Raw genomic sequence first — 14,580 nt, 5'->3', positions numbered from 1 at the left:
TTCAGACGAGCGGTGGAGAGTGCGATGAGTGGAGGGACGCACGGCGTCTACATGGACTATCAGGCGTCCACTCCGCTTGATCCGCGGGTCTTCGCCGTGATGCGCCCCTTCTTCGAAGGCGCGGCCGGCCTTGGTAACCCACATGCCGCAGACCATGCCTATGGTTGGGACGCAGACGCGGCGATCAACCGGGCGCGTGATCAGGTTGCTACCCTGATCGGCGCCGATTCGGATGAGGTGATCTTTACCTCCGGCGCGACCGAAGCCAACAATCTTGCGCTGCTCGGTGCCATGCGCGGGGCTCCGTCGTCTCGCCGCGAGATCGTCGTCTCCGCGATCGAGCATAAATGCGTACTCGCTGTCGGCCGCGCCCTTATGGACGACGGGTTCACGCTGCGCGTCGCGCCTGTGCTCGCCGACGGCACGATCGACCTCGGCGAACTTGCCCGGCTGATCGGACAGGACACGGCGATAGTGTCGGTCATGGCCGTGAACAACGAGACCGGGGTTGCACAGCCGGTGACGCAGGTCGGTGAGCTCTGCCGCGCCGCCGGCGCGCTGTTCCACTCAGACGCCGCGCAGGCCCTCGCGGTCAAGGGCATCGACGTGGATCGCTGGAACGTCGATTTTCTCTCCTTATCGGCGCACAAGGCCTATGGGCCAAAAGGCATTGGCGCGCTCTATGTGCGTCGAGAACGGCGACCGCAGCTGCGATCGATCATGTTTGGCGGCGGTCAGGAAGACGGTCTGCGGCCCGGCACCTTGCCCACACCCTTGTGCGTCGGTTTCGGCGCCGCCTGCCAAATCCTGTCGGACGAGCGCGAAGCCGAGATCGAGCGAACGCATTGTCTTCGCGACCGGCTGTTGGAACAGCTCCGCGCCGCGATCCCGAATCTGGAAGTCAATGGAACGCTGATCGGGCGGCACCCGGGGAACTTGAACATCCGTGTCCCAGGGATCGATGCCGAGCTTCTGCTCGCTGCGGCTCGCCCCAAGCTCGCCGCCGCCACTGGATCGGCCTGCACCTCGGGCACGACCGAACCGTCGCACGTGCTGATCGCGATGGGCCTGAGCGGGACCCAAGCCGCCGAATCCATCCGCCTCAGCCTCGGTCGCCTGACACGCGAGGAGGAGGTGACCGCAGCGGCCTCAGTCCTCGCGGCGGCCGCTGAAGAGGTCCGGGAAAGCGGGCAGCTTTGACGCTTTCGCACCCTCGACGGCGGTGTAGGTGACGTTGACCTCGACGGGCGCAACGCTCGGGTTTTCGCGGGTGAATACAGAGACTTGATTGGCCAGTTCGTCCCCGTCAAGATCTTCGAAACGCTCGCTCAGATCGTCCGCCAAGTGAGCGGGAACTTCATAGAGGAAGAGCAGGAACTCCTCGCTAATGTCGGCGTCGGGCGACGGCGAACACCAGGCGTCGAGCGTGGTGTAATGGCCTTCAACGGCGGCGAACGCATCAGGCCCGCTTACGAGCTGCGCGTAGCTGTGCGGCTCGTCGACCATCAGGAAGAGTTTTTGAGAAGCGCTCATCGTGTTCAGCTCCAAGCGTGGGGGAAACCGGGGCGCGTTCGGCACGCCCCGGACGGGTGTCAGGCGGCGAGCTTCGCGCCGGCCACAGGCTCTGGCAGCTCGCGCGCTGCCTTTGCCTGCTCGGCATCATTCACATCGATGCCGAAGGCCTGGTTGTAGGTCCGGCGGATCGCCTCGCGCTCCTCCTTCGGCATCACGTCAGCCGCGATCAGCCAGTTGATCAGGCTGCCAGCGCGATTGCGGGCTTCCTGACCTGCATCGATCGCCCCGCTCGCCTTCATGATGACACCCTCCCACATTGGCGCCTGCATGCGCCAGTCGATCGCGTTGGCGCGCTTGACGGCTTCGGCCAGAGTCATGCGATCACCGGTGGTGGCGTTCAGTAGTCCACGAAGAAGCGCGATCTGCGCAGCCGGCTTGAACAGCAGCGCGTGCGGCGCATTCTCGTCCCGCATCGCGGGTATGCTCTCCGGGTTGGCGAGAGCATCCTGATACGGCTTCAGCCCCTCGAGCATCGCCTGCCAAACGGCGCCGACACGCTCGGCGCCCTCGTCGAGCTTTAGATCGTCTGGCCGCGTCTGCGGCTGATAGAAGCTGTTGCCGAGGATGAGCGACGCGCTCTCGTAGACCGCACTGATCGTCGTCAGCTGGCGGCTGCGGGTCGTCAACGTGTTGCTCTTCCAGTTGACGACTTCGAAGGGCTTGCCGTTCACTAGCCGATTACCGAGCGGTTCATCGTCGCGAAGCAGCCGGCGGGTCACGATGGCGTAGCCGTCGTCCTCGCTCGTGATGATGTTATCGCCGCGGCTCGTCTGCTTCGCGTAGCGGTTGACGGTGTTGAAGATGCGCCGCGTCTTCACCGGATCCTCGTGCTTGAGGAAGATGACGCAGACCTCGTCGTCAGGGATGTCCTTGACATAGGGACCGTACACGACGCCGTCCTGCTTGGGTTCGTAGACGCTCTTCAGGGCCGCAAGGCGGTGCTGGCCATCGAGTACGATCAAACTGCCACCGTCGATGGTGACGAAGCCGATGCGATGCGCGTTCGCCTTGTAGGCGCCAGGCACACTGATTTTTAAGTCGGCGATGGTCTCGAACAGGACCTCGCCGTTATAGACCAGCACGATGATCGAGCCGAAGAAGCGGTCCTCGTTGCGGGTCAGGTAAGGGACAATCTGTTCGCGGACGCGCTTGTCGTCGAGCTCGCGCTGCATGCGCTCCTCGATTGAGAAGTTCGCCCACTCGTCGAGTTCGCTCGGCCGGCGCACGGCCTGCACCAGGTCGCGCACGCGCATGGTGGTTTCGAAATACTCGGTGTTGCCGATACGGCCTTTGATGGCTGGGATGAGCAGGGCCATGAGTCTTCTCCTTTTCAGGTAAGGGGGGTGTCGAGCAGCTGCCGGTTGCAGACCGGCTGGAGGGTGGCGACGAGCTCGCGCTCGAAGGCGGAGCGTTCTTCTTCGTCGGCGACGAGGCGCCAGCTGAAGCGCATGATGCCGACAGGGCGGCTCATCGCGAGATGCAGCAGCCGGTTGCGGCGCAGGCGATCGTGCTGGGCGAAGCGCTGCCGGAGCTTGCGAGACTGCCCGACGTAGAGGATGCCGCGAAGGTCGTGGATTAAGTAGACGCCGGCGTCATCCGGGACCATGAACTCACGGGTGAGCACCAACTCAACCGTTCCGTCCGGCGACCAGCTAATCTCGCGCGTGAGCAAGCGCTCGGCGCGATCACGGCGTGCAACCTTTATCGCCTTCTGCAGGTCCTCTCTCTTCGGTTGCCGTGCAAGCATGTTTGTAATCCGCAGCTCGTTGTTTGCACAAACTTGATGTGAGTAGCTGCATACGTCAATCTAATATGCACAAACATTCTGACTCCTTGAAGTGTAGACACTCCAATCGATGGGTCTTTGTTGCGGTTGAAGTTTGAGTATGCGTCAGTCCCTGCTCGGATTGAGCAAGGACGAACGTGGCAAGCGAAGCGCGAAATGGTTTGCGGCAGATCGGCGGATGGTTTGAGCCGATCGTTGTTCGAACGCTCAAGCGCCTCGCGGCCGAGCGTGATTCCACCCATCAGGTGCTATTAGCCGAAGCCTTGAACGACCTCTTCGAGAAGTACGACTTGAAGCGGGTGGCCGACGAGAAGCAGCGCCCCCGTGGCGGCGCGGCAAGCAAGGCTCGTCGTTCAGCTGAGGGCGACGCATGAGGGCTGACGCGCGGATGCGGGACAGCAGCATTGAAGACTTGAGTGTGTTCCGGCTCGGCCCATTAACAAAGGTCCGCTTACGCCGGGTTACTGCTCCAAAGCAGCCAGGCCGTGATCCACCATGAACGCACGTCGATATCTCACCAACATCCACTGTGGCAGGTCGCACCAGTTCGCCCGCAGTCGCGTTGCGATGTGGGAACACCCGTGGGTTTGATGCACTGGCGGGGATGTTAATTAAGCTATGATCAACGACTTAGGCGTATAGCTTGGCGCACCCGACAGGATTCGAACCTGTGGCCTCTGCCTTCGGAGGGCAGCGCTCTATCCAGCTGAGCTACGGGTGCCTGCCCGCCCCGCTAGCAGGCAGCGGGCGGGGATGCCAGCGGTTTCGCCGTCATCCCCGCGGGCGATCAGCCGCCGGTCACCGAATTGGCGTTGCCCGATCCCTCGTCGCCCTTGGCGCCGGTGCCCGAATAGTCGATCTCGGTCTGGCCGCCATGGCCGAAGAAGCCGCCCTTGTCCTTGGTGTCCGGCCCCTTGGCATTGGGATAGGCGCCGCCGTTGCTCTGGCCCTCCGCGCCCTGGCCGTTGGGGTTCTCGACGCCGTCCGCCGCGCCCTCGCGGCCGTCCTTGCCCGCGGCCTGCATGGGCTGGCTGCCGTGATCGCTGTCGTTCATCGTGCTTCTCCTCTTCGCCTGCCAACGCACGGGGACCCAAGCGCGTTGCGCTGCCGGAACGTCTGCCCCACATAGCGCCGGCAGAAACAGGGACCGACAATGGCCGATCCGTACAAGACACTGGGTGTGGCGCGCACCGCGAGCGAGGCCGAGATCAAGAAGGCGTACCGCAAGCTCGCCAAGGAGCTGCACCCCGACCGCAACAAGGACAATCCCAAGGCGGCCGAACGGTTCAGCGGGGTGACCAACGCGTACGACCTGCTGTCGGACAAGGACAAGCGCGCCCGTTTCGACCGGGGCGAGATCGACGGCGACGGCAACCCCGCGGCGCCCTTCGGCTTCGGCGGCGGCGGGGGCGGCCCCCGCCCCGGCGGCCCCGGCGGCGGCTTCCGCTCGCAGGGGTTCGAGTTCGGCGGCGGCGAGGCCGACATGGGCGACATCTTCGAGGGGCTGTTCGGCGGCGGCCGCGGCGGCGGTGGGCGCGGCGGCTTCGCGAGCGGGTTCGGGCGCCAGGCGGCGGCCAAGGGCGGCGACATCCAGTACCGACTGCAGGTGCCCTTCGTCGACGCCGCGACGCTGGCGCCGCAGCGGGTGACGCTGGGCGACGGCGCGACGATCGAGCTGAAGCTGCCCGCCGGGGTGGAGAGCGGCACCCAGATGCGCCTGGCCGGCAAGGGTCAGCCCGGACCGGGCGGCGCCGGCGACGCGCTGGTGACGATCGAGGTGCAGCCGCACCGCTTCTTCACGCGCGAGGGCGACGACGTGCGCGTCGACCTGCCGATCTCGCTGGCGGAGGCGGTGCTGGGCGGCAAGGTGCGCGCGCCGACGGTGGAGAATCCGGTGATGCTGACCATCCCGGCCGGCACCTCGTCGGGCAAGGTGCTGCGCCTGAAGGGCAAGGGCTTTCACCGCAAGGGCGCGCCCGGCGAACGCGGCGACCAGCTGGTCACGCTCGCCGTCACCGTGCCCGCGGACGATGCGGCGCTGCGCCAGTTCGTCGAGGGATGGGCGGGCCGCGACGAGGGGAACCCGCGGGCCGCGATGGGCGTCTGACCGCCATGGACGAGACGACGAGCGGATTGACCCCGGAGGATCGGGCACGCGCCCATCACCACGGCGGCGCCCGCGCGCGGCTCGACCGCGAGTTCGCGCGCGTCCGACCCGGCAGCTACGCCTTCGAGGTGGCGAAGCGGGCACTGCTCGGCACGTATAACGACGGGTTCATCCACGCCGGCAACCTCGCCTATCTGGCGCTGATGACGGTGTTCCCCTTCTTCATCGTCGCCGCGGCGGTGCTGTCGCTGATCGGGCAGAGCGGAGAAACGCAGCGCACCGTCGCCTCCATCCTGGCGACGCTGCCGTCGGACACGCGGACCCTGCTGGCCGAGCCGATCGCCAGCGTGCTGGCGGGGCGCACGGGCACGCTGCTGTGGCTGGGCGGGCTGGTCGGGCTGTGGACGGTGGGCAGCTTCATCGACACCATCCGCGACATCTTTCGCCGCGCCTATGGCACCAAGAGCTCGACCTCGTTCGTGCAGGGTCGGTTGCGGACCACGGGCGCGATCATCCTGTCGGTGCTGATCGTGCTGCTCTCCTTCCTGGTGCAGGGCCTCCTCGCCGGGGTGGAGCAGTTCCTTTATCGCCTCGTCCCCTGGGCACGCGACCTGTCCGGCTGGATCGGCCTGTCGCGGATCATCCCGGCGGTGGTGATGTTCGGCGCGCTGTACATGCTGTTCTACTCGGTCACCCCGTCCAAATACCGCTACACCAGCAGCCGCAAATGGCCCGGCGCGCTGTTCACCGCCGTGTGGTGGGTCAGCATGACGACGGGACTGCCCTGGGCATTGTCGATGCTGGGCGGCTACGGTGCCACCTATGGCAGCCTCGCGGGCGTGGTCGTGATGCTGCTGTTCTTCTACCTGATCGGGCTCGGCTTCGTGTTCGGCGCGCATCTCAACGCGGCACTGGCGGAACCGGCCGAGGCTTCGCTAAAGGAAGACGACCTCGGGGTAGCGGCGACAGCGTGAAGGAATGCGCGTGAACGGTTTGATGGCAGGCAAGCGTGGGCTCATCATGGGGCTCGCCAACGACAAGTCGCTCGCCTGGGGCATCGCCAAGCAGCTGTCGGAGGCGGGGGCCGAGCTCGCCTTCTCCTACCAGGGCGAGACCATGGAGAAGCGGGTCCGCCCGCTCGCCGAGCAGCTGGGCGTGGCGCGGCTGTTCGACTGCGACGTCGGTGACATGGCCGCGCTCGACCGGACGTTCGAGGCGCTGGCGCAGGAATGGCCGACGATCGATTTCGTGGTCCACGCCATCGGCTTCTCCGACAAGAACGAGCTGCGCGGCCGCTACGTCGACACCAGCCTCGACAATTTCCTGCTGACCATGAACATCTCGGTCTACAGCTTCGTCGCGGTGGCGCAGCGCGCGGCCAGGATGATGGCACCCGGCGGCAGCCTGCTGACGCTCTCCTATTACGGTGCCGAGAAGGTGATCCCGCACTACAACGTCATGGGCGTGGCCAAGGCGGCGTTGGAGACCAGCGTGCAGTATCTCGCGGTCGACCTCGGTCGCGACGGCGTGCGCGTCAACGCGATCTCGGCCGGCCCGATCAAGACGCTGGCGGCGAGCGGCATCGGCGATTTCCGCCTGATCCTGAAGTGGAACGAGCTGAACTCCCCGTTGAAGCGCAACGTGACGATCGAGGATGTCGGCGGCGCCGGCCTCTACCTCCTGTCCGACCTGGCGAGCGGCGTGACGGGCGAGGTCCACCACGTCGACGCCGGGTACAACGTCATCGGCATGAAGGCGGAGGACGCTCCCGACATCGCGCTGGCGTGAGGGTGAAATGACGACGCTGCTCGCCCTTCTCGCCGCGGTCCTGGGCTTCTGGGCGCTGCGGCGCGAGCGCCACGGCTGGCGCGCCGCGATCGACGCGGGCGCGCTGGCGCTGGTGCTCGCCGTCGCTGCGGCGGGCGCGTGGATCGTCGCGCGCGAGGGCGGCGACGGCGTCTCCGGCGCGCTCGCCGGCGTGGTGGTGGGATCGGTCCTGGCGCAATGGGCGCGCGACCGGACGGTGGGGCGGTGAGCCGCAACGGCTTCGGCCACGTCCTCCGCTTCACGACATGGGGTGAGAGCCACGGCCCCGCGATCGGCGCGGTGGTCGACGGCTGCCCGCCGGGGATCGCGCTGGCGGAGGAGGACATCCAGCCCTGGCTCGACCGCCGCCGGCCGGGCACCTCGCGCTTCACCACGCAGCGGCAGGAGCCCGACCGCGTCCGCATCCTGTCGGGCGTGTACGAGGGGCGGACGACGGGCACCCCCATCTCGCTCCTGATCGACAATGTCGACCAGCGATCGAAGGACTACGCGCAGGTCGCCCAGGCTTACCGCCCCGGCCATGCCGATTACGCCTATGACGCGAAATACGGCTTTCGCGACCCGCGCGGCGGCGGCCGCTCGTCCGCCCGCGAGACAGCGATGCGCGTCGCCGCCGGGGCGGTCGCGCGGCTGGTGATCCCGCAGGTGCGCGTGCGCGCCTGGGTGGAGGCGATCGGCGGCGACCGGATCGCGACGTTCGACGACGCGGCGATCGACACCAACCCCTTTTTCTGCCCGGACCCGCTCGCCGCCGCCCGCTGGGAGGGGATCGTCGATGCCGCGCGCAAGGCCGGCTCCTCGCTCGGCGCGGTGGTCGCGTGCGAGGCGACGGGCGTGCCCGCGGGCTGGGGTGCGCCGCTCTACGCCAAGCTCGACGCGGAGCTGGCGGCGGCATGCATGGGCATCAACGCGGTCAAGGGCGTCGAGATCGGTGACGGCTTCGCCGCGGCGGCGGCGTCGGGTGAGGCGAACGCCGACGCTATGCGGCCCGGCAGCGACGGCCCCGAGTTCCTCGCCAACCATGCCGGCGGCATCGCGGGCGGCATCTCCACCGGCCAGCCCATCACGGTGCGCGTGGCGTTCAAGCCGACCAGTTCGATCCTGACGCCACAGCCGACGATCGCGCGCGACGGCACGGCGACGGAGATCGCCACGCGCGGTCGGCATGACCCCTGCGTCGGCATCCGCGGCGTGCCGGTGGTGGAAGCGATGGTGGCGTTCGTCCTCGCCGATCAGATGATGTTGCATCGCGCGCAATGCGGCGGTCCGGTCGGCTGACGCGGCGGCAACCGGAACGATCGGGAAAACGATCCGTTTAACGGCTACGATATCAAACAGATACGTAGGAGAAGCACCATGCGGATCACGATCACTCTGGCAGCCGCCGCGCTCGCCATCCCGGCCCTCGCCGCCGCACAGACCGGCACCGGCGGAGCCATGGGCGGCACCGGATCGGCCGGCGTCGGCACGATGGGCGGCACCGGTACGGCCACGGGCACGCTCGGCGCCAATACCGGCGTCCAGTCGACCACCGGCACCCGCAGCACGACGACGCGCGGCACGCAGCGGGGCACCCGCGGCACCACGGGCCGTTCGTCCACCGGCGGCACGATGGGGTCCACCACCGGCACGACCGGCTCGACCACCGGCACGATGGGTTCGACCACCGGCACGATGGGCTCGACGACGGGAACGACCACCGGAACGATGGGGTCGACCGACACCACCGCCGGTACGACCGGCACGACGATCCCGGACACGATGGGATCGGCCACCGGCACCGGCGGCATGACCGGATCGACCGGAACCACCGGGCTCGGCAGCATGACCGGGCCGGGCAACACCACCGGCACGCCGGGCTCGCCCGGCACGCCGCGCTGAGCTTGAACAAGAGGGCCCGCCGATTGGCGGGCCCTTTTCACGTCAGGAGGACGTCATGAAGCGCTTCACCACCCTCATCGTCGTCGCTACCGCCGTGTCGACTGCCGCGCTCGCCCAGGTCGGCACCGATCCCGTCGAGAACAAGATTCCCGCCAACCAGGTCCCGGCTCCGGTCGGCCCGCCGACCGCGGAACCCTCACCGACGACGGACGACGCGGCGCCGTCCGACCGCGCCGATGCGCCCGACGCATCGGCGCCCGCACCCGACAACGCCGCCGCACCGGATAACGCCGCCCCCGCACCGGGCGATCCGACCAGCGCGAGCGGACCACCGCCCAAGGGCTAGGACGGATCGACAATCGGCATTTTTCCACCCCGGCGAAGGCCGGGGTCCCGTCGGGAAGGTCGTGAAAGAGGTGCGACTACCGACGGTTCGCGTCTCCCAGCTGGACCCTGGTCTTCGCCGGGGTGGATGATGAGGCGCAGCGTTGAATGACGATCGGCGCTAGGTTTAAACTAGATCAGGTGTATTCACTTCCGTTCGCCCTGAGCGAAGTCGAAGGGCACGCCTCCACAAGGTGCTTCGACTGCGCTCAACACGAACGGATGATTAAAGCTGATCGAAGCCGGCTCTAATCCGCTCAGTCGGTGAACGGATCGCGTACCAGGATCGTGTCCTCCCGCTCGGGACTGGTCGATACCAGCGCCACCGGGCAGCGGATCAACTCCTCGATCCGGCGGATATATTTGATCGCCGCGGCGGGCAGTTCCGCCCAGCTGCGCGCACCGGCCGTCGACTCCGACCAGCCTTCCATGACCTCGTAGATCGGCTCCACCGCGCGCTGGTCGGCGGCATGCGACGGGAAATAGTCCAGCGTCTCGCCCCTCAGCCGATACCCGGTGCAGACCGCGATCTCCTCGAAGCCGTCGAGCACGTCGAGCTTGGTCAGCGCGATGCCGGTGATCCCCGACACCGCCGCCGACTGCCGAACCAGTACCGCGTCGAACCAGCCGCAACGCCGCTTGCGGCCCGTCACCGTGCCGAACTCATGTCCGCGCACGCCCAGCCGCTCGCCCGTCTCGTCCGCCAGCTCGGTCGGGAACGGCCCCGACCCGACCCGCGTGGTATAGGCCTTGGCGATCCCCAGCACGAAACCGACCGCCGCCGGGCCCAGCCCCGATCCCCCCGCCGCGGTGCCCGCGATGGTGTTGGACGAGGTGACGAACGGGTAGGTGCCGTGATCCACGTCCAGCAGCACGCCTTGCGCGCCCTCGAACAGGATGCGCTTGCCCGCGGCGCGTGCCTCGTTCAGGTCGCGCCATACAGGCTTCGCGAACGGCAGCACAAATCCCGCGATCGCGCGCAGCTCCTCGACTAGCGCGGCTCGGTCGATCGCCGCCACGCCGAACCCCGCCCGCAGCGCGTCGTGATGCGCCAGCAGCCGGTCGAGCTGCGCGTCGAGATCGTCCAGATGCGCCAGGTCGCATACGCGCAGCGCACGGCGCCCGACCTTGTCCTCGTACGCCGGGCCGATGCCGCGTCGCGTGGTGCCGATCTTGCCCGCGCCGCTCGCATCCTCGCGCAGCGCGTCGAGATCGCGATGGAACGGCAGGATCAGCGCGCAGGTGTCGGCGATCCGCAGCGTCTCCGGCGTCGCCACCACGCCCTGCTCGCCCAGCCGCGCGATCTCGTCGCGCAGCGCCCAGGGGTCCAGCACCACGCCGTTGCCGATCACCGATGGCGTGCCGCGCACGATCCCCGACGGCAACAGCGACAGCTTGTAGGTGGCGCCGCCCACCACCAGCGTGTGCCCGGCATTGTGCCCGCCCTGAAAGCGCACCACCATGTCGGCACGCTCGGCGAGCCAGTCGACGATCTTGCCCTTGCCCTCGTCGCCCCATTGCGCGCCGACGACCGCTACGTTGGCCAAAGCCTTGCTCCCATGAATGCGTGAGTTCAGGCGCCGCCTACAGCGCCCGCGCTTCCCCCGCCACCCAGATATGCGTCGCCAGCTGCCCCTCGGCACTATCGTCGGCGTCTAGCTGCGCCACCGTCACCCATCCGTCCGCGCGCAACCGCGCACCGTCGCGGGCGGGGGTGCCGAGCGGCAGGAACAATCGCCGGCGCTCCGGCGCCGCCGGGCCGAGCAGCGCATCCGCGTAGAGCGAGAAGCCGGTGGCCGCCTCTTCCCGCCCGTCGGCATGGACGATCAGGTAGGTGCCACCGCGCCCCAGTTCGCGCGCCGGCTCCGCCGCGAACAGCGAGAAGCCGAGCCAGGACTGGTACTCGAACCCGTGCCGCTCGGTCGGGTCCAGCGTCACCGCGACGCTCTCGCCCAGCCCCGCGCGGATCGCCGCCAGCCCGTCGAGCCGGCTCGCCAGAACGCCGCCCGCGTCGAACGCGCGCAACCGCTCCATCGCCGCGTCGAACGGCCCCGCCGCCTCGATCAGCGGCAGATAGGCGGGCGCCACCTCGGCGACACCTGCGGCGTCCTTGGCATCGAGCCGGTCGCGCAGGACGCCGACATTCCCGACCGGCAGCGGCCCGCCCGCCAGCGTGTCGATCAGGTCGGGCAGCGTGAAATCGATCGAGATACCGTGCACACCGGCGGTCGCGAGCGCCTCCACCGCGACGCCGACCACCTCTTGCGCGGCCGCCACCGAGTCGAGCCCGATCAGCTCGGCCCCGACCTGGCGCAGCTCGCGCGCGGGCGCCAGCTGCCGGCCGCGCAGCTTCAGCACCGATCCCGCGTAGGACAGCCGCACCGGCCGCGGGTGATGCCCCATCCGGGTCGCCGCGATCCGCGCCACCTGCGCGGTCAGGTCGGGCCGGATTGCCAGCGTCGCCTGGCCGACGGGATCGACGAAGCGCACCGCGTCCGTCAGCCCGCCCGCCTTCAGCCGCGCGGCCAGCTCGTCGGCGAATTCGGCGAGCGGCGGGTCGACGCGCTCGTATCCGTGCGCCCTCGCCGCCTCCAGCACCCGCGCCTCGACGCTCGCCGCGGCATCGGCGAACGGCGGCAGGCGGTCATGGAATCCTTCGGGCAGCAGGCCAGGCTTGGTCATGCCGCGCGCGATAGCGGCGATGGCGCGTGCGCGCCACCGCGACGATGGCCTGTCGGATCAGACCTTGGCGGCGTAGATCATCCGGCCGGGCCCGAGGCGTGCGAAGACCTGATCCAGGTCGCGCTCGCCGACCGCGAAGCAGCCCTGGCTGCGGCCCAGCATGCCGTGGGTGCGCAGCATGTCGGGATTGGCATACCAGGCCGAATGGATCACCAGCGCGCGGCCCAGCGCGTTGCAGTTGGTCGGGTCCAGGCCGATCATCCGCTGCGACCGGCCGTGCTTGCCGACATAATAGTCGGCGGTCACGAACGCGCCCTCCGACGAGGCGTTGGAGCCGAAATCGTTGGAGAAGCGCTTCAGATAGCCGGTATGCGCCGGATCGGAGCCGCTGCCGTGCGCGACCAGCAGCGACGTGCTCGCGCCGCTCGCCAGGTCGACGAAGTGGAAACGCGGCTGCGACGATCCCGCGGTGAAATCGACGATCGCCATCCGGTCGTGCTGCGCCACCCGCGAACCATGTCGCTGGAGCGAGGCGAGCGCGCGGCGCAGCAGCTCGGGGCGGACGACCTTGGACGACACCAGCGGCCGGGCCGGTGCGGGGGCGGGCGGCTGCTTCAGCGGCTTCAGGTCGCGCGCGGTCAGCCGCCGCGTCGCCGACGATACCGCCCCCGGGATCGCCATCGCGCCCGCCATCACCAACCCGTTCCGAATCACCGCCCGACGCCCCAGCGCCCCGTCCGTGTCGTGCATCGATACCCCGCCAAAGTTGACCCGTTTGGCCGCCCTATACCCGATCAACGATGAAAATTCTGTAGCGTTTGCCGCGACTTGCTACCCAAGTTCCGCCATTCGCCGCAAGCCATGAACAGCTCGTCGCGCACAACCTTCGGCACCTTCCGGATAGTCGTGCGTTAAGAAGTCAAGGGGTTTGTTGAGCTTACAAAGGGTTTTTGGACGATGAAGCACCTGTTCCTCGCGCTGGCCGCCGCCGCGACGCTGAGCGCCTCTCCCGCCCTCGCCAGCGACGCCGCCCTGGCCGTCGACGCCGCCGCCTCCACGCTCCAGCCAAACAAGTTCGTCTGGTCCGCCGCGACGGAGATGGTGGCCGCCGATCCCGTCACCGTGGTCGTCAGCATCCCGCAGCAGCGTGCGTTCGTCTACCGCGGCGACACGCTGGTCGCCGCCTCCAGCGTCTCGACCGGCAAGGAAGGCAACGACACGCCGATCGGCATCTATCCGATCCTGCAGAAGAACGAGAAGCACTTCTCAAACCTCTACAACAGTGCGCCGATGCCCTTCATGCAGCGGCTGACATGGGACGGCATCGCGCTCCATGCGGGCAAGAACCCCGGCTTTCCCGATTCGCACGGCTGCGTGCGGTTGCCCGCCGAGTTCGCCAAGCGCCTGTTCTCGATCACCGATCTCGGCACCACCGTGGTCGTCACCGATCAGGACGTATACGGCGACCGGCTCGATCGCGACTTGCTGATGACCGACGCGATGCGGGCCAACGGCGCGCAGCTCGCCGCGCTGACGCGCTAAGCGGGCAAGCCGAGCGCGCGCAGGCGCGGGATCAGGTCGGCCGCACCAGTGAACAGGATCGCGTGCATCCCGAACGCCGCGGCGGCCGAGACGTTCGCCGCGTTATCGTCGATGAACACCGCCTCCGAGGCGCGCAGCCCGAATCGATCGAGCGCCAAGTGGTAGATCGCCGGATCGGGCTTCACCAACCGCTCGGCACCGGACACGATGATGTCGCGAAACCGGTCGAACAGCGCTGCCTCAGCCGCGCGGAACGGCGGAAAGAATTCGTGGCTGAAATTGGTGATCGCGAACAGCGGGACGCCCGCCTCGTCCAGCCGCTCTACCAGCGCCGGCATATCGGCGACCGGGCCGGGGATGCTCTCGGCGAAACGCGGCCCCCATGCGGCGATCAGCTCGGCATGCTGAGGATGGAGCGCGGTCAGTTCTGCCGACGTGTCGGCAAAATCGCGGCCGGCATCGTGCTGGAAATGCCACTCGATGGTGACAACGTCGCGCAGGAACGCGTCGAGCGCCTCACCCGGCGGGATAAGACGCTCGTAGAGGTGGCGCGGGTCCCACTCGTACAGGACCCGACCGACGTCGAAGATGACCGCGGTGGGAAGATCGCCACCCATCGCGGCGGCCGAAATCAGCCCTGACGTGCCTTGAAACGACGATTGGTCTTGTTGATGACGTAGGTGCGGCCGCGACGACGGATTACGCGGTTGTCCCGGTGCCGGTCCTTGAGCGACTTCAGCGAATTACGGATCTTCATGGCGCCGATGCTTCTTGTTCGAGTGTCTGGGAAAGCGCC

At 68.0% G+C, this 14,580-nt stretch carries 19 protein-coding genes and 1 tRNA gene; 10 read left to right on the top strand and 10 right to left on the bottom strand.

Features of this window, described 5'->3' with window-relative positions:
- The first annotated feature begins 51 nt into the window (after positions 1-51).
- Positions 52-1,200 carry a cysteine desulfurase family protein gene (locus BM145_RS10400; RefSeq protein ID WP_218149644.1) on the top strand — a complete coding sequence of 383 codons (1,149 nt, stop codon included), beginning with the start codon at positions 52-54 and terminating at the stop codon, positions 1,198-1,200.
- On the opposite strand, the gene BM145_RS10395 is transcribed toward BM145_RS10400, so the two are convergent.
- The 3 genes from BM145_RS10395 to BM145_RS10385 are packed head-to-tail and all read right to left on the bottom strand — an operon-like array spanning position 1,150 to position 3,322.
- A complete protein-coding gene (locus tag BM145_RS10395) occupies positions 1,150-1,548 on the bottom strand; it encodes a hypothetical protein (protein ID WP_093333572.1) in 399 nt (132 codons plus the stop codon). The two genes, BM145_RS10400 and BM145_RS10395, sit on opposite strands and share 51 nt — an antisense overlap.
- A gap of 44 nt (positions 1,549-1,592) precedes the next feature.
- Positions 1,593-2,891: a DNA sulfur modification protein DndB gene (locus BM145_RS10390; protein ID WP_093333571.1), complete on the bottom strand. Its 1,299-nt coding sequence runs from the start codon at positions 2,889-2,891 to the stop codon at positions 1,593-1,595.
- Positions 2,892-2,905: 14 nt separating this feature from the next.
- Positions 2,906-3,322, bottom strand: a complete 417-nt coding sequence (locus BM145_RS10385) for a GIY-YIG nuclease family protein (protein WP_093333570.1) — start codon at positions 3,320-3,322, stop codon at positions 2,906-2,908.
- 176 nt (positions 3,323-3,498) lie between these two features.
- Between BM145_RS10385 and BM145_RS10380 the strand changes: the two genes are divergently transcribed.
- Positions 3,499-3,735 (top strand): ribbon-helix-helix domain-containing protein, encoded by a 237-nt coding sequence (locus tag BM145_RS10380; RefSeq protein ID WP_143090156.1) that lies wholly within the window; start codon positions 3,499-3,501, stop codon positions 3,733-3,735.
- A gap of 270 nt (positions 3,736-4,005) precedes the next feature.
- On the opposite strand, the gene BM145_RS10375 is transcribed toward BM145_RS10380, so the two are convergent.
- Both BM145_RS10375 and BM145_RS10370 read right to left on the bottom strand, forming a co-directional pair.
- Positions 4,006-4,082: transfer RNA gene (locus BM145_RS10375), tRNA-Arg, on the bottom strand.
- 66 nt (positions 4,083-4,148) lie between these two features.
- On the bottom strand, positions 4,149-4,415 hold the full coding sequence (locus BM145_RS10370; RefSeq protein ID WP_093333568.1) for a hypothetical protein: 267 nt from the start codon (positions 4,413-4,415) through the stop codon (positions 4,149-4,151).
- Positions 4,416-4,514: 99 nt separating this feature from the next.
- Here BM145_RS10370 and BM145_RS10365 point away from each other — a divergent pair, with 99 nt between their 5' ends.
- The 7 genes from BM145_RS10365 (at position 4,515) to BM145_RS10335 (ending at position 9,522) form a co-directional block, all read left to right on the top strand.
- Positions 4,515-5,468, top strand: a complete 954-nt coding sequence (locus BM145_RS10365; protein WP_093333567.1) for a DnaJ C-terminal domain-containing protein — start codon at positions 4,515-4,517, stop codon at positions 5,466-5,468.
- Positions 5,469-5,473: 5 nt separating this feature from the next.
- Positions 5,474-6,442 (top strand): YihY/virulence factor BrkB family protein, encoded by a 969-nt coding sequence (locus tag BM145_RS10360; RefSeq protein WP_245739249.1) that lies wholly within the window; start codon positions 5,474-5,476, stop codon positions 6,440-6,442.
- Positions 6,443-6,452: 10 nt separating this feature from the next.
- Positions 6,453-7,256 carry an enoyl-ACP reductase FabI gene (fabI, locus tag BM145_RS10355; protein ID WP_093333646.1) on the top strand — a complete coding sequence of 268 codons (804 nt, stop codon included), beginning with the start codon at positions 6,453-6,455 and terminating at the stop codon, positions 7,254-7,256.
- 7 nt (positions 7,257-7,263) lie between these two features.
- Complete coding sequence (locus BM145_RS10350; RefSeq protein ID WP_093333565.1) at positions 7,264-7,503, top strand: hypothetical protein; 240 nt, start codon at positions 7,264-7,266, stop codon at positions 7,501-7,503.
- Positions 7,500-8,573: a chorismate synthase gene (gene aroC, locus BM145_RS10345; RefSeq protein ID WP_093333645.1), complete on the top strand. Its 1,074-nt coding sequence runs from the start codon at positions 7,500-7,502 to the stop codon at positions 8,571-8,573. Before BM145_RS10350 ends, aroC begins: the two co-directional genes overlap by 4 nt.
- Positions 8,574-8,651: 78 nt before the next feature.
- A complete protein-coding gene (locus tag BM145_RS10340) occupies positions 8,652-9,176 on the top strand; it encodes a hypothetical protein (protein WP_093333564.1) in 525 nt (174 codons plus the stop codon).
- Between the two features lie 55 nt (positions 9,177-9,231).
- On the top strand, positions 9,232-9,522 hold the full coding sequence (locus tag BM145_RS10335; RefSeq protein WP_093333563.1) for a hypothetical protein: 291 nt from the start codon (positions 9,232-9,234) through the stop codon (positions 9,520-9,522).
- Between the two features lie 295 nt (positions 9,523-9,817).
- Here BM145_RS10335 and BM145_RS10330 read toward each other — a convergent pair whose 3' ends face one another.
- From BM145_RS10330 to BM145_RS10320, 3 genes are read right to left on the bottom strand one after another with little or no spacing between them, the layout of a single operon-like run.
- On the bottom strand, positions 9,818-11,107 hold the full coding sequence (locus BM145_RS10330; protein WP_093333562.1) for an adenylosuccinate synthase: 1,290 nt from the start codon (positions 11,105-11,107) through the stop codon (positions 9,818-9,820).
- Positions 11,108-11,144: 37 nt separating this feature from the next.
- Positions 11,145-12,242, bottom strand: coding sequence for an ATP phosphoribosyltransferase regulatory subunit (locus BM145_RS10325; RefSeq protein WP_093333561.1), 1,098 nt, complete (start codon positions 12,240-12,242; stop codon positions 11,145-11,147).
- 57 nt (positions 12,243-12,299) lie between these two features.
- Positions 12,300-12,992, bottom strand: coding sequence for a murein L,D-transpeptidase catalytic domain family protein (locus tag BM145_RS10320; protein WP_093333560.1), 693 nt, complete (start codon positions 12,990-12,992; stop codon positions 12,300-12,302).
- A 207-nt stretch (positions 12,993-13,199) separates the two neighbouring features.
- On the opposite strand from BM145_RS10320, the gene BM145_RS10315 reads away from it, so the two are divergent.
- A complete protein-coding gene (locus BM145_RS10315) occupies positions 13,200-13,784 on the top strand; it encodes a L,D-transpeptidase family protein (protein WP_093333559.1) in 585 nt (194 codons plus the stop codon).
- Here BM145_RS10315 and BM145_RS10310 read toward each other — a convergent pair.
- Together BM145_RS10310 and ykgO are read right to left on the bottom strand one after the other, a co-directional pair.
- Positions 13,781-14,401, bottom strand: a complete 621-nt coding sequence (locus BM145_RS10310) for an HAD family hydrolase (protein WP_093333558.1) — start codon at positions 14,399-14,401, stop codon at positions 13,781-13,783. The two genes, BM145_RS10315 and BM145_RS10310, sit on opposite strands and share 4 nt — an antisense overlap.
- Positions 14,402-14,415: 14 nt before the next feature.
- A complete protein-coding gene (ykgO, locus tag BM145_RS10305; RefSeq protein ID WP_003046794.1) occupies positions 14,416-14,541 on the bottom strand; it encodes a type B 50S ribosomal protein L36 in 126 nt (41 codons plus the stop codon).
- Between the last annotated feature and the right edge of the window lie 39 nt (positions 14,542-14,580).

Origin of the sequence: Sphingomonas rubra (genome assembly GCF_900115745.1) — a bacterium.
Lineage (GTDB): Bacteria > Pseudomonadota > Alphaproteobacteria > Sphingomonadales > Sphingomonadaceae > Sphingomonas > Sphingomonas rubra.
Note: the sequence above shows the minus strand (reverse complement) of the source record. Positions and strands in the feature narration are given on the sequence as shown.

Coding starts and splice junctions, on each gene's coding strand:
- BM145_RS10365 (WP_093333567.1), top strand. CDS start 4,515: ATGGCCGATCCGTACAAGACACTGGGTGTGGCGCGCACCGCGAGCGAG.
- BM145_RS10320 (WP_093333560.1), bottom strand. CDS start 12,992: ATGCACGACACGGACGGGGCGCTGGGGCGTCGGGCGGTGATTCGGAAC.
- BM145_RS10390 (WP_093333571.1), bottom strand. CDS start 2,891: ATGGCCCTGCTCATCCCAGCCATCAAAGGCCGTATCGGCAACACCGAG.
- BM145_RS10370 (WP_093333568.1), bottom strand. CDS start 4,415: ATGAACGACAGCGATCACGGCAGCCAGCCCATGCAGGCCGCGGGCAAG.
- BM145_RS10340 (WP_093333564.1), top strand. CDS start 8,652: ATGCGGATCACGATCACTCTGGCAGCCGCCGCGCTCGCCATCCCGGCC.
- BM145_RS10315 (WP_093333559.1), top strand. CDS start 13,200: ATGAAGCACCTGTTCCTCGCGCTGGCCGCCGCCGCGACGCTGAGCGCC.
- BM145_RS10335 (WP_093333563.1), top strand. CDS start 9,232: ATGAAGCGCTTCACCACCCTCATCGTCGTCGCTACCGCCGTGTCGACT.
- BM145_RS10360 (WP_245739249.1), top strand. CDS start 5,474: ATGGACGAGACGACGAGCGGATTGACCCCGGAGGATCGGGCACGCGCC.
- ykgO (WP_003046794.1), bottom strand. CDS start 14,541: ATGAAGATCCGTAATTCGCTGAAGTCGCTCAAGGACCGGCACCGGGAC.
- BM145_RS10385 (WP_093333570.1), bottom strand. CDS start 3,322: ATGCTTGCACGGCAACCGAAGAGAGAGGACCTGCAGAAGGCGATAAAG.
- BM145_RS10310 (WP_093333558.1), bottom strand. CDS start 14,401: ATGGGTGGCGATCTTCCCACCGCGGTCATCTTCGACGTCGGTCGGGTC.
- BM145_RS10400 (WP_218149644.1), top strand. CDS start 52: ATGGACTATCAGGCGTCCACTCCGCTTGATCCGCGGGTCTTCGCCGTG.
- BM145_RS10325 (WP_093333561.1), bottom strand. CDS start 12,242: ATGACCAAGCCTGGCCTGCTGCCCGAAGGATTCCATGACCGCCTGCCG.
- BM145_RS10350 (WP_093333565.1), top strand. CDS start 7,264: ATGACGACGCTGCTCGCCCTTCTCGCCGCGGTCCTGGGCTTCTGGGCG.